General features: G+C 56.2%; 20 protein-coding genes. 15 read left to right on the top strand and 5 right to left on the bottom strand.

Translation table 11 applies throughout. The features are described from left to right. Positions 1-32: 32 nt before the first annotated feature. The gene (locus BQ8290_RS07810; protein WP_108789061.1) at positions 33-1,244 is read right to left on the bottom strand and encodes an adenylate/guanylate cyclase domain-containing protein; all 1,212 of its coding nucleotides are present in this window, start codon (positions 1,242-1,244) and stop codon (positions 33-35) included. Then, a complete protein-coding gene (locus tag BQ8290_RS07805; RefSeq protein ID WP_337661213.1) occupies positions 1,244-2,341 on the bottom strand; it encodes a TIR domain-containing protein in 1,098 nt (365 codons plus the stop codon). Before BQ8290_RS07805 ends, BQ8290_RS07810 begins: the two co-directional genes overlap by 1 nt. A gap of 186 nt (positions 2,342-2,527) precedes the next feature. Between BQ8290_RS07805 and BQ8290_RS07800 the strand changes: the two genes are divergently transcribed. The 3 genes from BQ8290_RS07800 (at position 2,528) to BQ8290_RS07790 (ending at position 3,944) form a co-directional block, all read left to right on the top strand. Next, on the top strand, positions 2,528-2,779 hold the full coding sequence (locus BQ8290_RS07800) for a GapR family DNA-binding domain-containing protein (RefSeq protein ID WP_108792124.1): 252 nt from the start codon (positions 2,528-2,530) through the stop codon (positions 2,777-2,779). A 12-nt stretch (positions 2,780-2,791) separates the two neighbouring features. Then, positions 2,792-3,526: a hypothetical protein gene (locus tag BQ8290_RS07795; RefSeq protein ID WP_108789057.1), complete on the top strand. Its 735-nt coding sequence runs from the start codon at positions 2,792-2,794 to the stop codon at positions 3,524-3,526. Between the two features lie 70 nt (positions 3,527-3,596). Next, positions 3,597-3,944 carry a heavy metal-binding domain-containing protein gene (locus tag BQ8290_RS07790; protein ID WP_337661212.1) on the top strand — a complete coding sequence of 116 codons (348 nt, stop codon included), beginning with the start codon at positions 3,597-3,599 and terminating at the stop codon, positions 3,942-3,944. Between the two features lie 6 nt (positions 3,945-3,950). On the opposite strand, the gene BQ8290_RS07785 is transcribed toward BQ8290_RS07790, so the two are convergent. After that, positions 3,951-4,688, bottom strand: coding sequence for a CPBP family glutamic-type intramembrane protease (locus tag BQ8290_RS07785; RefSeq protein ID WP_337661211.1), 738 nt, complete (start codon positions 4,686-4,688; stop codon positions 3,951-3,953). A gap of 115 nt (positions 4,689-4,803) precedes the next feature. Here BQ8290_RS07785 and BQ8290_RS07780 point away from each other — a divergent pair, with 115 nt between their 5' ends. Beyond that, positions 4,804-5,550 carry a YebC/PmpR family DNA-binding transcriptional regulator gene (locus tag BQ8290_RS07780; RefSeq protein WP_108789053.1) on the top strand — a complete coding sequence of 249 codons (747 nt, stop codon included), beginning with the start codon at positions 4,804-4,806 and terminating at the stop codon, positions 5,548-5,550. A 127-nt stretch (positions 5,551-5,677) separates the two neighbouring features. Continuing rightward, positions 5,678-6,151 carry a crossover junction endodeoxyribonuclease RuvC gene (ruvC, locus tag BQ8290_RS07775; RefSeq protein WP_108792120.1) on the top strand — a complete coding sequence of 158 codons (474 nt, stop codon included), beginning with the start codon at positions 5,678-5,680 and terminating at the stop codon, positions 6,149-6,151. Position 6,152: 1 nt separating this feature from the next. Here the strand turns inward: ruvC and BQ8290_RS07770 are convergent, their stop codons facing one another. Continuing rightward, a complete protein-coding gene (locus BQ8290_RS07770; protein WP_337661210.1) occupies positions 6,153-6,566 on the bottom strand; it encodes a hypothetical protein in 414 nt (137 codons plus the stop codon). 86 nt (positions 6,567-6,652) lie between these two features. Between BQ8290_RS07770 and BQ8290_RS07765 the strand changes: the two genes are divergently transcribed. Genes BQ8290_RS07765 through BQ8290_RS07755 form a run of 3 tightly spaced genes read left to right on the top strand, consistent with a single transcriptional unit; the run spans position 6,653 to position 8,498 of the window. Further along, a complete protein-coding gene (locus tag BQ8290_RS07765; protein ID WP_108789049.1) occupies positions 6,653-7,009 on the top strand; it encodes an ArsC family reductase in 357 nt (118 codons plus the stop codon). Continuing rightward, a complete protein-coding gene (locus tag BQ8290_RS07760; protein WP_443112311.1) occupies positions 6,982-8,058 on the top strand; it encodes a glycerophosphodiester phosphodiesterase in 1,077 nt (358 codons plus the stop codon). The genes BQ8290_RS07765 and BQ8290_RS07760 overlap by 28 nt, the downstream gene beginning before the upstream one ends. 5 nt (positions 8,059-8,063) lie before the next feature. Next, complete coding sequence (locus BQ8290_RS07755; protein ID WP_337661209.1) at positions 8,064-8,498, top strand: thiol-disulfide oxidoreductase DCC family protein; 435 nt, start codon at positions 8,064-8,066, stop codon at positions 8,496-8,498. On the opposite strand, the gene ubiG is transcribed toward BQ8290_RS07755, so the two are convergent. Continuing rightward, positions 8,495-9,271 carry a bifunctional 2-polyprenyl-6-hydroxyphenol methylase/3-demethylubiquinol 3-O-methyltransferase UbiG gene (gene ubiG / locus BQ8290_RS07750; protein WP_108789045.1) on the bottom strand — a complete coding sequence of 259 codons (777 nt, stop codon included), beginning with the start codon at positions 9,269-9,271 and terminating at the stop codon, positions 8,495-8,497. The genes BQ8290_RS07755 and ubiG overlap by 4 nt on opposite strands. A gap of 90 nt (positions 9,272-9,361) precedes the next feature. Here ubiG and BQ8290_RS07745 point away from each other — a divergent pair, with 90 nt between their 5' ends. The 7 genes from BQ8290_RS07745 (at position 9,362) to purU (ending at position 17,009) form a co-directional block, all read left to right on the top strand. Then, the gene (locus BQ8290_RS07745; RefSeq protein WP_108789043.1) at positions 9,362-10,672 is read left to right on the top strand and encodes an aspartate kinase; all 1,311 of its coding nucleotides are present in this window, start codon (positions 9,362-9,364) and stop codon (positions 10,670-10,672) included. Between the two features lie 99 nt (positions 10,673-10,771). After that, positions 10,772-11,497, top strand: coding sequence for a helix-turn-helix domain-containing protein (locus BQ8290_RS07740; protein ID WP_108789041.1), 726 nt, complete (start codon positions 10,772-10,774; stop codon positions 11,495-11,497). Positions 11,498-11,703: 206 nt separating this feature from the next. Beyond that, positions 11,704-12,816 carry a GGDEF domain-containing protein gene (locus BQ8290_RS07735; RefSeq protein ID WP_337661208.1) on the top strand — a complete coding sequence of 371 codons (1,113 nt, stop codon included), beginning with the start codon at positions 11,704-11,706 and terminating at the stop codon, positions 12,814-12,816. Between the two features lie 77 nt (positions 12,817-12,893). Beyond that, entirely contained in the window at positions 12,894-14,075 is a 1,182-nt protein-coding gene (gene purT / locus BQ8290_RS07730) for a formate-dependent phosphoribosylglycinamide formyltransferase (protein WP_108789037.1), read from the top strand. Between the two features lie 164 nt (positions 14,076-14,239). Beyond that, a complete protein-coding gene (locus tag BQ8290_RS07725) occupies positions 14,240-15,250 on the top strand; it encodes a nitronate monooxygenase (RefSeq protein ID WP_108792116.1) in 1,011 nt (336 codons plus the stop codon). A gap of 2 nt (positions 15,251-15,252) precedes the next feature. Then, entirely contained in the window at positions 15,253-16,101 is an 849-nt protein-coding gene (locus BQ8290_RS07720; RefSeq protein ID WP_337661207.1) for a DUF4198 domain-containing protein, read from the top strand. Next, on the top strand, positions 16,098-17,009 hold the full coding sequence (gene purU, locus BQ8290_RS07715; protein WP_108789033.1) for a formyltetrahydrofolate deformylase: 912 nt from the start codon (positions 16,098-16,100) through the stop codon (positions 17,007-17,009). Before BQ8290_RS07720 ends, purU begins: the two co-directional genes overlap by 4 nt. Positions 17,010-17,011: the final 2 nt, after the last annotated feature.

Below are 17,011 nucleotides of genomic sequence, written 5' to 3'. Positions count from 1 at the left end.
GCAACTTTCCCGATCCAACTGCTCATGAATGCCTAACCGCGTTCAAGGCGGAACAGTTCGACCTCACCATAATTCTTGGGCAGGATCACACGGCCAACCGATGTGAACTGGCAACCGGTGTAATTGTCCATCAACAACGCCGCAGCGAAACTTTCGGTGCAATAGACGCCGCCCACCGGTGTGACCGGTTCAATTCTGGCGGTCCGATTGACCTCCCCGCCGTACCAAACGCGATTGCCGGTGATGCGGTCTGTGCCAACCCAAATCGGGCCATAATGCACGCCCGTGCGCATCCCAGCGACGGCCCCTTCGGGAATTAGACCCGGCGGAACATTGGCGAGTTCTTCTTGAAGTTTTAGCGCAATTTGTGCCGCGGTGCGCGGTTCGTCGATAACCGCATAGATCGCGTCACCCCACGTATTCCGAAATTCCACGTGATCACCGAAATCATGGAGAACTTTGGCAATGCGTCCCATGATTACGTTCATAAAATCGGGCAATAGGCGCTCGCCAATGCGCGAGAACCCTTTGTAATCGGCAAAGATGATTGAACGAATTTCTCGCCTGGTTCCGCCCGTTATCGCTTTGCGTTCGGGAAACTTTAGATCGCGCGGCACTGCACCCGCAGCGATCGAGACGGTATCACGGCCCAAATTTTGCCAAAGCTGCATATCGGCTTTTGTTCCGGCAATGCCCGTTGAAGAAAAGCTAGCGAATGTGTCGGAAACAACGGCCAGTTGAATGGCGTCGCATTTGCGTTTTTGCGATCGCAGGACGGCCAATCCCATGGCGTAAAGCGTGTTGTAAGCGAATTGATTGTCATCGCCGACATAGTCGCTGGGTGTGGCGAAACTGATCGACGCGGCGGCATCACGGCAGGCGTGATACCGCGGCAGCCAATCTTCCCCACCGCATAAAACGCTTTCCGCGATGAAATCTTCTTCGGCAAAAGGCAGGACTACGTTCAGCTCAGCACCGCGGGACAACAATTCTTCGGCGATGACGATGTCCGCGCCGCATGCAAGCGGGCCAAATCCTACCGCAATGTCATGCGCGTCCAATTGATCGCGTATACGTTGGGCCAATGCAGCTTCGGCTTCGCTGCCCGCGTTGAACATATGCCCACAAAACACCGCGACATTGCCGCTGGCGCTTTCTTCGGACGCATTGTTCGAAGTGAGTTCCCCGATGGAAAGGGACTCCACGCCCGGAACATGAGGAGGCGTTTGATCTGGTTCTGCCATTATTGGGGCCCAATCACGTATATACGGTCGGCGAAAATATAGCCTTCGGTCCCATCCTCAAGCTGTACGATCCACCAAGATTCCGATTGCTGATACGTCGTAAAGATGTCGCCTTCCTCAACGCGCGCAATAATGCTGGATCCGGTGGAGGGGCCAGAGCGGACATTGGTGTATCCATCTGGGTCTTGAATAGTCGCGATGACGAAACCCGTTGCGATAGGCCCACTTGGTTGTGCGGCCATATCCGGCGGTGGGATTGCGCCCGTGTCGTATCCGCCGTCGGGTGCCGCTTCCAATTGTGGGATATAGTCGCCGTCGGTAACGACGTCCGGCCCGCTGGAATCGTCCAATGGGGGCTGCATCGCTGGCTGTACGGTCTCTAAGTCGCCATCCATTGGCGTGACATCTTCTTCGATCGCCATCCCGATCACGGCTAGCGCGATCAACATGATGATCCCCAAGACCGCGACACCACCACAACCAAGCCCGACGATTAACGGAGTGCTCATGCCCGATTTGGCCGCAGAACTGGTCGCCGTTGATGGGGCAGTGGTGGATTGGAGCGACGCCGGTTCGTTGCGAACATTGGGCGTCTCATTTTGAGGGGGAGGAGCGGGGGTTGAGGTCGCCTTTGTTGGTGCAGTTGCGGCAATCTCATCCGCGTCAGGCGTGCGCACATCGCCTGTTGCAGCGGCGTCGCGCGGACCACACAGCGCGACCAAACTTTGTTTTACTTTCGACCAACCGCGATGGTCCGCCTCGCCATTCCAATCGCCGATTCCGGCATATTGGATTTGGTTGAATGGCAAAGGAGGCATGACATCGTCGATTGATGTCTGGATTAACTTTTTCTGGTTGCGGGCAACATCGGCTTCGGCGCGAACCCATTCCGATTTTGCGGCGGTATCTGACCAAACCACCACCGCCGCTTTTGCAGCGCCGATTTTTGCAGTGATGACATCGCCATAAGACATGTGCGGGGGCAAATCCGCGTCCCACCATACCTCATACCCCTCGCTCGCAATCTTCCGAGCGAGCAAGCCGACTTTTTCCGCATCATCACGCGAATAGGATATGAAAACATCGACCACGGCCATCCCCCTGTTCCCCGCCGCGTTGGAATATTGTGACCCTACAACATGGTCCAGCTCGTGCAAGTCAGGGCGAGTGCGAGCCAGAGTGAGGCGAAGTGGGGAGAACGTCTGCACAATCGCTTTGCACATTCGATCAGGCTGGTAAGTCGGCGGTCAACAACGCACACTGATTCTTTTGGAGTATGAATGATGGCCGACGACACCGATGCAAACGCAACCGACGACCGCCTGCGTCTTTTGATCGAGCGGATTGAACGGCTCGAAGAAGAGAAGAAGGGGATCGCAGATGATATCCGCGACGTTTATGCCGAAGCGAAAGCGGTTGGGTATGATGCGAAAATCATGCGCCAGATTGTGCGGCTTCGCAAAATGAAACCCGATGATCGCAGCGAACAGGAAATGATCCTCGACACATACAAAAACGCGCTTGGTATGATTTGATCAAAGGCCTTTATGCGCAGCTTGCGTCTCTTTGCTGTTCTGCTGCGGTGGCCCTTCGCCTGGGGTTTGGGGCTGCTGTCGTTTGTACTTAACCTATTGATGTTGATGGTTCTGGCCGAATTGGCTGACACCATTGGCGCGAGGGGGACTTTCAGCATCATCGACACCACTGGCTATGTGGTGTTGAGTCTTGGCATGGGTATTGGTGTCTACGCGGCGTTTATCTTTCCAGCGACCCGTCGTTTGATGCGGGATCGAGTGAATTTGGCGCGCCCTAAGGTCATTGTTTGGATCGGCGTTTCTATAGCAGAAACGATCTTCTTGATTTCCATGGTCGGGGCCCTCTTCGCAATCTCCTTCGCGGCTGTTCCCAATCTTTTGGCGGCCGAGCAGATATCTGTGCTCGAGTCCGCTTTCGAAGTGTTGGTTTCGCCGTTGCTGATGGGTCTCTATGTTTGGAAGATCGCCCTAATTTGCGGGAACACCAAACAGACATTGCGCGCGATCAACCGATTTGTTTGGAGCGAGCGATTGATCGTGGTCGCCGCGTATTTTCTCATCATCCTTGTGGGTGGCATGGTGATGCTAGGCTTCGGAAGCGTGGTTCAAGATTTTGAGCCGTTTATCATGCAAATCGCCTACGCCGCAGGCAGTGGCGTGGTTACTATGCTGGTCGGATTGTTGGTACTGGCCACCTACATTGACTTCACCCAGAACGAGCGCAGCCTCGAAAGCGTGTTCGACTGATTGCTGTGCGGATGTTGAAATTCGCCTGTTGTGTACTATATTGATAACACACCAACAGGAGGACAGATGTATGGCAGAGCCATGGAAAGACGCGCGCGGAATTATCGTTACCACCACCCCAACGGTGGAGGGGCATCCGATCAAGGAGTATCACGGAATCGTGGTTGGCGAAGTGATCCTTGGCGCGAATATCTTCCGCGATTTTCTGGCTGGTATTCGCGACATGGTTGGCGGGCGTTCGGGCAGTTATGAACGAATTTTGAAAAAGGCTCGCGACGAAGCAATCCAAGAGCTTCAGGCAGAATGCGCCTCGCGCGGCGGCAATGCCGTGGTGGGCATTGACCTAGATTACGAGGTGATCGGAGATACCGGTTCCATGTTAATGGTCAGCGCGAGCGGGACGGCAGTTTCGATTTAATCTCGTTCATTCCACCGCCATCGCCAAAGCGGAAATTCCAATGGCGGTGGCGTTGTGTGCGGAGTGCAAAACAATGGCGGCCCAAAGGCCAACCCGCACCCGAACGTAGCCTAGCAGCGCGCCCAAAATGAATTGTGGCAACACCAATGGCAGGATCATCACCAGGTTGCTCCAATCGGATGCGACCTCGAAATTTGTGACGTGGACCAGCGCAAATGCTACGGTCGACAGCCAGAAAAACACCGGAAATTGGCGGTTGAACCATCCAAGCGTTGGCCGATTGCGCAGCAGTATAAGCACAGCAAAAGCCGCCAGCATGGCGCCAACGGCCACCAACCCACTGATCAACGGCGCGCGGTCGTAAAAGCTGAAAACCGAGCCGGCCCCCATCACGCCCAGCAAAAGGGCAAAGACCTGGGCCGGTTTACCGGAGATCCAGCTGCGAAAGATAATCTCTTCCGACACCGGCGCGAGAAGAATGACGCCGATAACGATCAACGGCGTAAACTCTATGCCTGCCAGTGCGGTTTGAGGGAGAGAAACACCCATTGCGACCACCAGACTGGCGGCCATTATCAAAGTCAGCATCGCGGCCATATCGAACGCGTAGATCCGGGCCAGCACGGTGGATGGCTTTCCGACCGCGACGTTGCTGTGGAGGGTAGGCTGTCGCAAGAACGCCCAGAGCCTTCTGCCTTCCTCTCGCAATGATCCCGCAGGAAGGATGCGAGCGGCGTCGGACATGCCGTTGCCAAACACATTCTCTATTTCTTGATCAGATCTTGGGGTTGTCGGCATGTCGCTCATCGGTCTAATGCGGGGGCACTAATTTTCCGCTTAAAACGCAAAAAGAGTTCCCATGGCAGGCCATTCCAAATTTAAAAACATCATGCACCGCAAAGGTGCGCAGGACAAGAAACGCTCCAACCTGTTTTCCAAGCTTTCGCGTGAAATCACCGTTGCTGCGAAAATGGGTACGCCCGACCCGGATATGAACCCGCGTCTGCGGCTGGCTGTGAACACCGCCAAAGGGCAGTCTATGCCCAAAGACAACATTCAACGCGCGATTGATAAAGCGACCAGCGGCGATGACGAAAACTTCGAAGAAGTGCGCTACGAAGGGTACGGCCCGGGCGGCAGCGCAATCATCGTCGAAACATTGACCGACAACCGCAACCGCACCGCAACCGCCGTTCGCACCGCATTCAGCAAGCATGGCGGCAATCTGGGAACCGAAGGGTCGGTCCAACACGGTTTTGAACGATTGGGCCTGATCGAATACCCGGGCAGCGCAGGCGATGAGGACACCGTCCTTGAGGCGGCAATGGAAGCCGGCGCGGATGATATTGAAAGCAGCGACGATGGTCACACCATCTGGACAGCAGCAGAAGATTTGCATCAAGTTGCCACCGATCTTGAAAAGGCGTTGGGCGAAGCGTCCAACGTGAAGCTGGCTTGGAAGCCCAACATCACCGTCGAAATGGACGAAAAAGGCGCGGGCACCCTGCTCAAGCTGATCGATGTTCTCGACGATGACGACGACGTCCAAACCGTCTGGGGCAATTACGAGATCAGCGATGAAGTCATGGAAAAGCTGGACGCGTAATTTGCATCGGGATTGTATGGGCCAGCGATGAAGGTTTTGGAGCTGGCTTTTTTCGGTGCGTTGCTGGTGGCGCTTTTGGTCGCAATCGTTTGGCGATTGGGCTGGAGAGTGGGGCTATAGAATGAGCGTGATCATCCTCGGCCTAGACCCCTCGCTTTCCTGCACCGGCTGGGGCGTTGTTCGCGCAGATGGCACCCGCTTGTCGCATCTTGCCAATGGGCAACTGCCGACCAATCCCAAGACGCCAATGGCGGAACGTTTGGCGCAATTGCACGATGGGATTGCCGCAGTGATCGCGGCGCACAGGCCGGATCGCGCCGCGTGCGAAGAGGTTTTCGTCAATGAGAACCCGCAATCAACATTGAAGCTGGCTCAGGCCCGTGGCGCGGTGCTTACAGCATGCGGCGGTGCGCAGCTTAGCGTGAATGAACACGCAGCGCGATTGGTGAAGAAGGCTGTCGTGGGCACCGGTGCCGCCGATAAGAAACAAGTTGCTGCGATGGTCAAGGTCCTGCTGGCGGGCACAACAATCGCTGGCGCGGATGCTGCCGATGCGCTTGCGGTTGCCATTGCCGATGCGCATTTGGTGCGCAGGTTCTAGATCATTCGAACGCTTCGAGATCTTCGTCGTCAAAATGGGTGTTGCGCAGAGCAAGGGCGCCGCGCACCCCTTGGACGACAATCACGAAGAATATCGCGCTGATGACAACGCCGCCGATCGCCAAAGAGACAAGGCTGCTGAGGATGCTCAATGCTAGCAGCGCGGCAACCGCAATGCCCCAATAGGCACCATTGCCAGATCGAAAGCGAAAGCCTGCTACCACCGCCATGAGCGCTTCGAGCCCGGTCATCCCGGCCAAGAATAAACCTTCAAAGTTGTCCAATCCGACCATGCCGCCGAAAAACAACAACGCGACGATTCTAAAACCAGCCAATACGAAACAGGCGACGCCTGCCTGACCCGTTGCGGTTTCTGCGCCCATTCGTGTGGTTAGGTCTGTATCCCAAAATGCCATTGTGTCGCCCCCGATTCTGAGCGAAAGAGTGGCACGCTTGCTGATCGGCTTCAAGTCGGCTCACGGATCAAGAACTTAGGATCATTATGGCTATCGACGTTTACGGCATACCGAATTGCGACACCGTCAAAAAGGCGCGGCGCTGGCTCGATGCAAACGGGGTGGACTACACATTTCACGATTACAAAAGGATTGGCGCAGATCCTGAAAAAGTATCGCGTTGGATTGCGGCTCACGGCGTCGATGTCATTGTGAACAAACGCGGGACCACTTTCCGCAAGCTCACTGAAGAACAAAAGGCGCAAGCGGACGACGATCAATCGGCTGTGGACCTTCTGGTTCAGCATCCCTCCATGATCAAACGGCCAGTGGTAGAATATGGCGCACAGTCTCTCGTCGGGTTTAAGGAAGATACATGGTCCGCATCGCTTTTTTCGGCCTGATGGCTGGCGCTTTGACAATGGGTGTGCCGGTGGCCGCTGATGACCGTTCCAATGGGGCAGACGGGGCGGATCGCCCCTTGGTCATTGCCCATCGCGGTGCCTCGGGCGAACGGCCGGAACACACTCTTGCTGCATACGAGTTGGCGATTGATCTAGGTGCCGATTATATCGAACCCGATCTGATCGTGACGAAAGACCTCGTTTTGGTTTCGCGCCATGAAAACGAGCTTTCAGGAACAACCGATGTCGCCTCGCGTGAGGAATTTGAAAGCCGTCGCCGCACTAAGACGATCGATGGGCGGCAGGTTGCCGGGTGGTTCGCAGAAGATTTCACATTGGCCGAATTGCGCACCCTGCGCGCCAAAGAACGGGTCGGAAATATCCGGCCAAGCAACACGGCCTATAACGGCCTCTATCAAATACCAACCTTTGCCGAAGTGATCCAACTCGTCCGCGCCAAAGAGGCGGAAACCGGGCGGACGATCGGCCTATACCCGGAATTGAAACACCCCACCGTCTTGTTGGAGCAAGAGGGCATCGACATGGTAGATTTGTTGGTGCGTGAACTGCGGCAAGCTGGCTTGGATGGCGCAGACGCGCCGGTGTTTGTTCAAATATTTGAAGTTGGCCCCCTGCAGCGGTTGGATCAACGGATCGACACGCCGTTGGTGTTGTTGATTGGCCCCACAGGCGGTCCGTATGATGAACCTGACATGCGTTGGTCCGACATGCTTTCACCCAGTGGGTTGGCGGAAATCGCGGAGTATGCCGACGGGATCGGCCCTTGGCTTGGCCATGCGTTGAACACCGATACGATGGAACCTACGGCTCTGGTGCGCGATGCGCACGCCGCGGGATTGATTGTGCACCCATGGACGTTGCGGAAAGAGAACGGCTTTATGCCGAACACTCTTCAAAACGACGGCGGGCCGGCGGCTGACGGACAATATCGCCGGCTATGGTCTGCGGCGATAGACACCGGCGCCGATGGATTTTTTACCGACAACACGCGCGAGCTTATCGAACTGCTCGCGGAGCCGACTGAATAGCAAGCATGGTTGAGATCGCACGCGATCATCCGATCATCGTGTTTGATGGTGTGTGCGTCTTGTGCACGGCCAACGCTCAGTTTGTGTTGAAGAACGACACGGAAGGGAAATTCCGCCTCGCCGCGATGCAGGACCCAGTCGGTGCTCAATTGATGCGGGAAGCAGGGCTCGAACCTAAGGACCCTGAGAGCTTTGTTCTGATCGATGCCGAGCGTCCCGGTGACTCCAATAGCGGCCGCATATGGATGAACAGCGATGCCGTTTTGCATATGTGGAGCGAATTGGGGTGGCCTTGGCGCGCAGGCGCAGTGTTCAAATTGGTACCGCGAATTGTTCGCGATCCTCTATATAAGATGATCGCGCGCAACCGTTACCGCTGGTTTGGCAAGCGCGATGAATGTTGGGTGCCGACCGCGGAACAGGCGGACCGTATCCTTTAGATGCGGCCTGCCGACACAATGTAATTGAGCGATTCGTTATCGGACAGGTGCAGGCCGCCACCCATGCCGGTGCCCAATCCACCTTTGCCCAATCCAAATGCGATGCCGCGTCGTTCGATCACTTTGAGTCCTGCATCCTCCAACAAGTCTTCCAATTCTTCTGGCGTGACAAAGTCGGACCAATGATGAGTGCCCTTGGGGACATAGCCAACCGCTTCGGCCGCTCCGACCAGTAAGACGCGCGATGCTGCGGTGCGATTGGGTGTCGACATGACCAGCAATCCATCAGGTGACAACCGTGCCGCCACATCCGCCAGGAAGGCGGGTTTATCCGCGACATGTTCCACCACCTCAAGACAGGTAACCAGATCGAAAGTACCAATGTCGAGCGACGCCACTTCGCCCGCCAAGTATCGGATATCCAAATCGTTTGCCTCTGCATGGGCCGCGGCCGCCGAAACATTCTCTGCCGCTGCATCAACGCCGGTCACCGCTGCGCCCAATCGCGACAACGGTTCGCAAACCAACCCCGCCCCGCAACCAATATCCAACGCAGTTTTGCCCAAAAGAGGGCGGATGCTTTTGCGATCATAGCCCACCGCATCGCCGAAATGGTCGTCAATCGCAGCCCGAATGAACTCCAATCTGACCGGGTTCACCTGATGCAGGCTGGCCATCTTGCCTTTTGGGTTCCACCAATCTTTTGCGAGGTCGGCGAAGAACTCTGCCTCTTCCGGGCGGATGGTTACATTTGATACGTTTGCGTTTCCCATTTCCTCTCGTTAGCAGCGCGGAGCAAACCTCACTAGAGGAACCTCACCCAATAGGAGTGCCGTGTTTTGGCCAAAGAGGCCCCCAGAGATATGTCCCAAGGGAGACCCGAGGGTACGCAGCGCATTGTGATGAAATTTGGCGGCACATCGATGGCCGGCACCGAACGAATCCGCCGTGTTGCCAACATCGTGCGCGCGCAAGCCGCGCCGAATGCCGATGGCGTGTCGAGCGAAGTCGCCGTGGTGGTGAGCGCCATGGCCGGTGAGACCGACCGATTGATCAATTTCTGTCGCGAAGCAAACGCGCTTTATGATCCAGCAGAATATGATGTTGTTGTTGCCAGCGGCGAGCAGGTCACAAGCGGGCTGCTCGCGATGACTTTGCAATCCCTGGGTTGCAAAGCGCGCAGCTGGCTGGGCTGGCAAATGCCGGTCAAGACGATTGAGGCGCATTCCAAGGCCCGCATTGAGAGCATTGACGCACCCGATATGTCTGAGAGCATGACTAACGGTGAAATTGCCGTCGTGCCCGGCTTTCAGGGGATATCCGATGATGGGCGGATCACCACGTTGGGTCGTGGCGGATCGGATACGTCGGCGGTCGCTGTGGCCGCGGCGGTGAAAGCCGACCGCTGTGATATCTACACCGATGTTGATGGGGTCTACACAACCGATCCGCGCATCGTGGCCAAAGCCCGCAAGCTTAAGGCGGTCACCTACGAAGAGATGTTGGAACTGGCATCGGTTGGCGCGAAAGTGTTGCAGACCCGATCCGTCGGCCTCGCAATGAAGGAAGGGGTGCGCATTCAAGTGCTCTCCAGCTTTGTTGGCGACGATGCGGTTTCAGCCGACGAATTGCCCGGAACGTTGATTGTTTCGGATGAAGAAATGGACGAATTGGTGGAGAACGGCGATATGGAACGCCAGCTGGTAACCGGCATTGCGCATGACAAAAATGAGGCAAAGATCATCCTCACCCGTGTGCCCGACAAGCCTGGCGCGGTGGCGGATATTTTCACGCCATTGGCCGATGCATCGATCAATGTTGATATGATCATCCAAAACGTGGGTCGCGACAAAGGCGAAACCGACGTGACTTTCACCGTCCCTCAGGCGGATCTGGCGCGCGCTCAGGCGCTTTTGGAAGATCGTATGGATGCCATCGGGTTTAATCGCATCATCACCGACAGCCATATCGCCAAAATCAGCGTTGTCGGTGTTGGCATGAAAAGCCATGCAGGTGTCGCCAGCACGATGTTCCGTGCGTTGTCCGATCGGGGCATCAACATTCAGGCAATCTCCACATCAGAGATCAAGGTTAGCGTCCTGATTGATGAAGACGAAACTGAGCTTGCGGTGCGAATTTTGCACACCGCTTATGGGCTCGATGCGGTGGATTGAAGGGTAGACGCGCCGCTTCGACGAGTTGGTTGAGCGGCGCTAACTCCTTCTTAACTCTTGTAACGAAAAAATGAGGCTTCCCCCAAGGAGTCTCATGCAATGGCCTTCAAAGCCCACCTCGCCCCCGCACAATCGTCCAATTTTCAAGAACAATCGCACGGCGCATCCATTGATCCGCGCCGACAAGCCCGCCGCGCTTTGCGTTTGGAGACCAGCGGCGTGCTGCCCGGCGGGGTTGAAGCGAATGTGGTTATCCATAACGTTTCGGCTGTGGGTCTATTGATTGAGACAGATCTGGCATTGAATGTTGGCGAGGTCTTGGCCGTGGATATGCCCGATATTGGCCCGGTTGGCGCCGAAATCGTTTGGGAAAGCGGCAACTTGTTTGGTTGCGCGTTTCAACAATCTTTGGGTGAATCCGCGCTTGCTGCGGCGCAATTGCGGGGCGGTCCGGCCGTTCATGATAAAGGCGCGCCGACCAATATTGTCGATCATCGTGCGACAATCGCCCATCGCCCTATCGTAAGCGATCCATTTGGAGTTCGCCTCAACCGACTGCGTCGTGAAAAGGGGCTAACATTGGCTCAGGTTGCGGCTGAATTGGGGGTTAGCAAGCCAACCGTTTGGGCATGGGAAAAGGGCAAGGCGCGTCCGTTACCTGAACGTATGGAGGCGATCGCCCATGTGCTCGGCGTGGATGAGGGCGATCTGAATGTCGGAACCCCCAACAATCACAACAGTGCGTTGGTTGAAGAATGCCGATTGCGTATCGCAACCAAATACGGAACAGAGCCCAGCAATGTGCGGATCATGATCGAGGTCTAGGGCGAAGTTTCAATATTACGAACATACGGCTGCCCGACATCAATAAAAGATGGTAAACAATTGATAACGTTGATTCGTTTTTTAGTCGGGTAAGCAAACAAAACTAACTAATATTACTCACCAATAGCCGTGAATATTGTGATTTTGGAAAAGTAATACTTTCAAAGTTAGTTAAAAACCCCACGACCGAGAGGTGGATCGACCAAGTGATCGTCACAAGGCCGGGGGCAATCGGTTTGGAATTGGGTTTCAGTGTTGAAGAAGGTCGCGTGCTGCACGGGCTTTTGGAGGATGCATCGGGCGACATTGTCGTACGTTTGGATCCGGCAGGGTTTATCACGCATGCGTCGGAAAATGCCGCTGAGCTGGGGATCGATCTGTCGTCCTTGTTGTTGATGCCGCACATCGCCGATTTGGCAGACGCTGATCATTCATCAGACGTTGCCCGTCATGTTGCGCGGGCTCTTTCAGGGGAAGGGCAGGCGGGGTGGATCGAATTTCCTATCCGGTCGTGTTCCGACCTTTTGGATGATGACCATTTCAGCCAATCGGATTCTGTTCCTCCGTCGATCGATGGGCAATCTTGTTCAAAGGGGCATTGCCATGCACCTTCTTGTTTGCGTTGGTACGCCTTTAGCCTGAAGGTCATCGAGCCCGAAGACGGCTCAGTTGATAGTGCTGCACAAGGCGCATTGGGCCTGATCAGGTCGGTTCAACACAAGCGCTCTCTTGAGGGGGAGATCAACGCGCACGCACTGACTGATCCGATGACAGGCCTTGCAAACCGCCATGCATTCAATGCCAGCCTTAGCCGGTCACTAACCGAGGGGAGCGAGCAGACGGTCGCGATTATGGCGGTGGATTCCTTGCGGGCTGTGTTCATGCAATATGGCCAACGCACCGCCGACGAAATCCAATGGGGATTTGCCAAATTCCTAGAGACGATGGCGGGCGCGGACATCGATCGGCACAAAGTGTTGGCGCAATTGGACGGTGATCGCTTTGCGGTGTTGTTGCCCGGCATGTCTTTGCGTCAGGCACGGAGTTGGGCTCAGGATGTGCTTGAAACCTTTGCGGGGCTTACCTCGGCACCGACAAAACGCACGCCCGAACTAACCGCCAGCGCCGGCCTCGCACGTGTTGAAGTGAGCGTCGACTGGACCATGCGTCAGGCAGAATTGGGATTGGTCATGGCGCGGGCAGGGGGCGGGATGCGGGTTCGCGTGTGCAATCAACCCGTCCGCGCGGTCGCCAACGGCACGGCGGTGACGCGCGCGATGGATGAGGCGGTGGAGCGCGCGGTCAAACGCCGTTCATGAGGCGGCACATTGGGTGCAATCGGGGGAAAGCGGGGTGCAAGGTTGGCGCAGCGGCCATCTGACGCTAGGCGTGTGCGATGCCATTCACATCTACAATCATGCTGCTGGGTTCTGGTGAACTGGGTCGCGAATTCGTCATTTCTGCAAAACGTTTGGGCGCCCGAGTAATCGCGTGCGATGCTTACGCTGATGCCCCCGCAATGCAGGTGGCGGATGAAGCCGAGGTGTTTTCTATGTTGGACGGGGACGCATTGCGCGCCGCCGTATTGAAACACCGCCCGGACCACATCGTACCCGAAATCGAGGCGATCCGAACCGAAGTCCTCGTTGAACTCGAAGCCGAGGGTTTTAACGTCGTTCCCACCGCACGCGCAGCCCAATTGACGATGAACCGCGATGCGATCCGTGATCTTGCAGCAGGGGATTTGGGCCTTGTCACATCGCGTTATCGATACGCGGAAAGCTTGGCCGATGTGCGCGCCGCGGCCGACTATGCTGGGTTCCCATGTGTGATCAAACCGGTGATGTCTTCATCGGGCAAAGGTCAGAGCAAAGTCGACAGTGCGAACGATTTGGAGGCCGCGTGGGAATTTGCTCGCGCGAATATGCGCGGGGATCGGGCGCGGGTCATAGTCGAGGAATTTATCGCGTTTGATTATGAGATCACATTGCTGACGATTGCGCATCGTCATGGAATCAATTTTTGCGAACCCATTGGCCACAGGCAAGAGCGCGGCGATTACCAAGAGAGTTGGCAACCAGCGGTGATGGCATCGCAAACGCTGATCAAAGCGCAGGAGATGGCCACCAAAGTGGTTCAAGCTCTCGCCGGTGACACGGGCAAGGGTTGGGGCCTTTTCGGCGTCGAGTTTTTCGTACGCGGCGATGAAGTAATCTTTTCCGAATTGTCCCCGCGCCCGCATGACACAGGGATGGTGACGATGATGTCTCAGGACCTTTCGGAATTTGACCTGCATGCCCGCGCAGTGATGGGTTTACCCATCCTAGGTGATGAGCCCGCATTTCCGTCGGCTTCGGCGGTTATTTTGGCAGACCGGGAAAGCGCGGAATTCGGTTTTGAGGGCGTGGCCGATGCATTGGGACTTAGCCCGAATGTCGATCTACGCCTGTTTGGTAAGCCTACTACGCGACCCTATCGCCGGATGGGCGTGGCCTTGGCGGCGGGAGAGGACACCGATGAAGCCCGCGCCCTCGCAGCGGAAGCAGCCGGGAAAATGTCGATTTCCTATCGCGATTGATCGCGTCAAATGCGCCGTGATCAATGGCGCATCGCATGGCCAATACAAGCACACTCAAAGCGACACCCGATCAAGTTTTTGTATGGACCGGGACAGGATGATTTTGGGCCCTTTGCGTTCCTGACGCTTGCCCCATCATGCCGCTGCGCCTAATCGCACAAATTATGACTAGTTTTTCAAAGAGCGCTGAGCTGATGAAGCGCGGCATCGACTTTCTTGGCTGTGAACACGCAATCCTTTGCGGCGCGATGAGCTGGGTCTCCGAACGCAATCTTGTTGCGGCCATTTCCAACGGTGGCGGATTCGGCGTGATCGCATGCGGCGCGATGACACCCGATCTTTTGGACAATGAGATCGCAGAAACAAAGGCGCGCACGGATAAGCCGTTCGGCGTCAATCTTATCACGATGCATCCGCAATTGTTCGACCTCATCGCGGTCTGCGCAAAACACCGCGTTTCCCATGTCGTGTTGGCGGGCGGCATCCCGCCCAAGGGCAGTGTTGAGGCGATCAAGGAGTTCGGCGCAAAGGTTATCGTGTTCGCCCCGACATTGGCTTTGGCAAAGAAATTGCTCCGGTCCGGTGGCGACGCTTTGGTCATCGAAGGAATGGAAGCCGGCGGTCATATCGGGCCCGTAGCGACCAGCGTCCTTGCGCAGGAATTCTTGCCTGAATTGGCGGAGGATCATGTGGTCTTTGTGGCCGGCGGCATCGGCCGCGGCGAAGCCATTGCGAGCTATTTGGAAATGGGTGCGAGCGGCGTGCAATTGGGCACCCGATTTGCGTGTGCCACCGAGAGCATTGCACACCCGGATTTCAAGAAAGCGTTCTTCCGCGCCAAGGCACGCGATGCGGATGCCAGTGTACAGGTCGATCCGCGTCTGCCCGTTATTCCGGTGCGCGCGCTAAAGAACAAAGGCACTGAAGAATTCACCGCCAAACAGATCGAAGTCGCCGGCATGCTCGACCGCGAAGAGGTTGATATGGGTGAGGCTCAATTGCAAATTGAACATTACTGGGCGGGCGCATTGCGCCGCGCGGTGATCGATGGCGACGTTGAAAACGGATCGCTAATGGCGGGTCAATCGGTGGGTATGGTCAAATCCGAAGAGCCCGTCGCCGACATCATCACCGAATTGATGCAGCAATGCGAAACGGCCCTCACCGGGAGATGACGATGTTGCGCGCTGCGATCGCTGCTATTGCCCTGATGGTTCCTGCGGCTTCGGCTGCGCATTCGTTCTGGCTCGAACCGGCGCAGCACGATCCGCAAGTTGATGAAGAGGTGCGTGTTACCTTTCGCGTCGGCGATGCGGGGGAGGCGCGCGATTGGGGCCTGTATTGGGAACGGATCGTCGCGCTGCGGCTGTACGGACCTAATGGCACCATAGATCAGCAGCACGCCGTGCGGACAACGCAAAGAGGCGAACGAGGCACGGTCCGATTGAGTGTGCCAGAGCCGGGTAGCTATGTGCTGGGCTTTGAAAGCAATGCCAGTTTTTCAGACCTCGAAGCGCAACGGTTTAACGACTACGTTGATGGCCAAGCTTTGACCGCCATTGCCGCGCATCGCGAGGCGACAGGAACAACGGGCGTCAACGGCACCGAATTGTACGCCCGTCGCGCCAAGGCGTTGATTCAGGTCGACGGCGTCGAAACAGAAAACATCACCACGCCGATCGGTCACACGCTCGAAATCGTGCCTTTGGAAAGCCCATTTGCATTGAATGCTGGCGATCCATTGCCGATCCAGGTGTTGTGGCGCGGCGCACCACTCGAAGGGGCGCGGATCGAAGTGGTGCGGCCATTTGCCGACTTCGAAACGACAATCTTGACGACCGATGCCGACGGCAAGGCTTCGTTCGAACTTAAGCACGGATCGCGATACTTGGTGTCGGCGGTATGGGGTGTTCCTGCGCCGCATGATTCACGAGCAGATTATTTCACAATCTTCTCAAGCCTGACATTCCCAAGCCCATCGCCAGTCTTCGACACCGATGTTCGCCCACCGAGTGTGACACAATGAGCAAGCCTCTCATTCTGACATTGGATTGCCCTGATGCGCCGGGGATCACGGCAAAAGTGACAGCCTTTTTGTTTGAGCGCGGTTGCAACATCCTTGACGCACAACAGTTTAACGACAGGGCCGACGAAGAAGCCCCTGCGTCTAAAGCGGAAGACACCAGCCGTGGCGATCGCTTTTTCATGCGCGTCGCCTTTGATCCCGCCGAAGCTACGGCGGACAATTTGCGCGCCGACTTTGCCGAATTTGCAACGCGGTTCGCGATGGAATGGAAAATCGTTTCTCAGGATCGGCCAAGACGTGTCTTAATCATGGTCAGCAAGGCGGATCATTGCCTGATCGATTTGCTGTATCGGTGGCGCACGGGTGAATTGAATATCGAACCGGTTGCACTGGTATCAAACCACCCGAAAGAGGTCGTCCTATCGCGCGGTGTTGGGCAGACTGATATTGGCGACATCCCGTTTCATCATATCCCCGTCACCCGCGATACAAAGCCTGAGGCCGAAGCAAAGCTGCGCGCGATTGCGGATGAATGCGATGTCGAATTGGTCGTGTTGGCGCGGTACATGCAGATTTTCTCGGATGAACAATCGGCGCATTTCGAAGGGCGCTGTATCAACATCCACCATAGCTTCCTGCCCGGTTTCAAAGGCGCGCGCCCGTATCATCAGGCGCACGAGCGGGGTGTAAAAATCATCGGAGCGACCGCGCACTTCGTGACGGCGGATCTCGATGAAGGGCCGATCATTCATCAAGACGTCGAACGCATCAGCCATGCCGACGCGGCCAGCGATCTGGTCCGCAAGGGCCGCGATATTGAACGACGCGTCTTGGCCGAAGCGGTGCGATTGTTTGTTCAAGAACGCGTTTTGCTGAACGGAACGCGCACGGTTGTTTTCCGCGGTTGAAT

Origin of the sequence: Erythrobacter sp. Alg231-14 (assembly GCF_900149685.1) — a bacterium.
Taxonomy (GTDB): domain Bacteria; phylum Pseudomonadota; class Alphaproteobacteria; order Sphingomonadales; family Sphingomonadaceae; genus Erythrobacter.
The sequence above is the reverse complement of the archived record's forward strand: the minus strand, read 5'-3'. Positions and strand labels throughout refer to the sequence as shown.

Excerpts from the sequence above, each read along its gene's own strand:
- BQ8290_RS07810 (WP_108789061.1), bottom strand. The coding sequence starts at position 1,244 with ATGGCAGAACCAGATCAAACGCCTCCTCATGTTCCGGGCGTGGAGTCC.
- BQ8290_RS07805 (WP_337661213.1), bottom strand. The coding sequence starts at position 2,341 with ATGGCCGTGGTCGATGTTTTCATATCCTATTCGCGTGATGATGCGGAA.
- BQ8290_RS07800 (WP_108792124.1), top strand. The coding sequence starts at position 2,528 with ATGGCCGACGACACCGATGCAAACGCAACCGACGACCGCCTGCGTCTT.
- BQ8290_RS07795 (WP_108789057.1), top strand. The coding sequence starts at position 2,792 with ATGCGCAGCTTGCGTCTCTTTGCTGTTCTGCTGCGGTGGCCCTTCGCC.
- BQ8290_RS07790 (WP_337661212.1), top strand. The coding sequence starts at position 3,597 with ATGGCAGAGCCATGGAAAGACGCGCGCGGAATTATCGTTACCACCACC.
- BQ8290_RS07785 (WP_337661211.1), bottom strand. The coding sequence starts at position 4,688 with ATGTCCGACGCCGCTCGCATCCTTCCTGCGGGATCATTGCGAGAGGAA.
- BQ8290_RS07780 (WP_108789053.1), top strand. The coding sequence starts at position 4,804 with ATGGCAGGCCATTCCAAATTTAAAAACATCATGCACCGCAAAGGTGCG.
- BQ8290_RS07770 (WP_337661210.1), bottom strand. The coding sequence starts at position 6,566 with ATGGCATTTTGGGATACAGACCTAACCACACGAATGGGCGCAGAAACC.
- BQ8290_RS07765 (WP_108789049.1), top strand. The coding sequence starts at position 6,653 with ATGGCTATCGACGTTTACGGCATACCGAATTGCGACACCGTCAAAAAG.
- BQ8290_RS07760 (WP_443112311.1), top strand. The coding sequence starts at position 6,982 with ATGGTCCGCATCGCTTTTTTCGGCCTGATGGCTGGCGCTTTGACAATG.
- BQ8290_RS07755 (WP_337661209.1), top strand. The coding sequence starts at position 8,064 with ATGGTTGAGATCGCACGCGATCATCCGATCATCGTGTTTGATGGTGTG.
- ubiG (WP_108789045.1), bottom strand. The coding sequence starts at position 9,271 with ATGGGAAACGCAAACGTATCAAATGTAACCATCCGCCCGGAAGAGGCA.
- BQ8290_RS07745 (WP_108789043.1), top strand. The coding sequence starts at position 9,362 with ATGTCCCAAGGGAGACCCGAGGGTACGCAGCGCATTGTGATGAAATTT.
- BQ8290_RS07740 (WP_108789041.1), top strand. The coding sequence starts at position 10,772 with ATGGCCTTCAAAGCCCACCTCGCCCCCGCACAATCGTCCAATTTTCAA.
- purT (WP_108789037.1), top strand. The coding sequence starts at position 12,894 with ATGCCATTCACATCTACAATCATGCTGCTGGGTTCTGGTGAACTGGGT.
- BQ8290_RS07725 (WP_108792116.1), top strand. The coding sequence starts at position 14,240 with ATGACTAGTTTTTCAAAGAGCGCTGAGCTGATGAAGCGCGGCATCGAC.
- BQ8290_RS07720 (WP_337661207.1), top strand. The coding sequence starts at position 15,253 with ATGTTGCGCGCTGCGATCGCTGCTATTGCCCTGATGGTTCCTGCGGCT.
- purU (WP_108789033.1), top strand. The coding sequence starts at position 16,098 with ATGAGCAAGCCTCTCATTCTGACATTGGATTGCCCTGATGCGCCGGGG.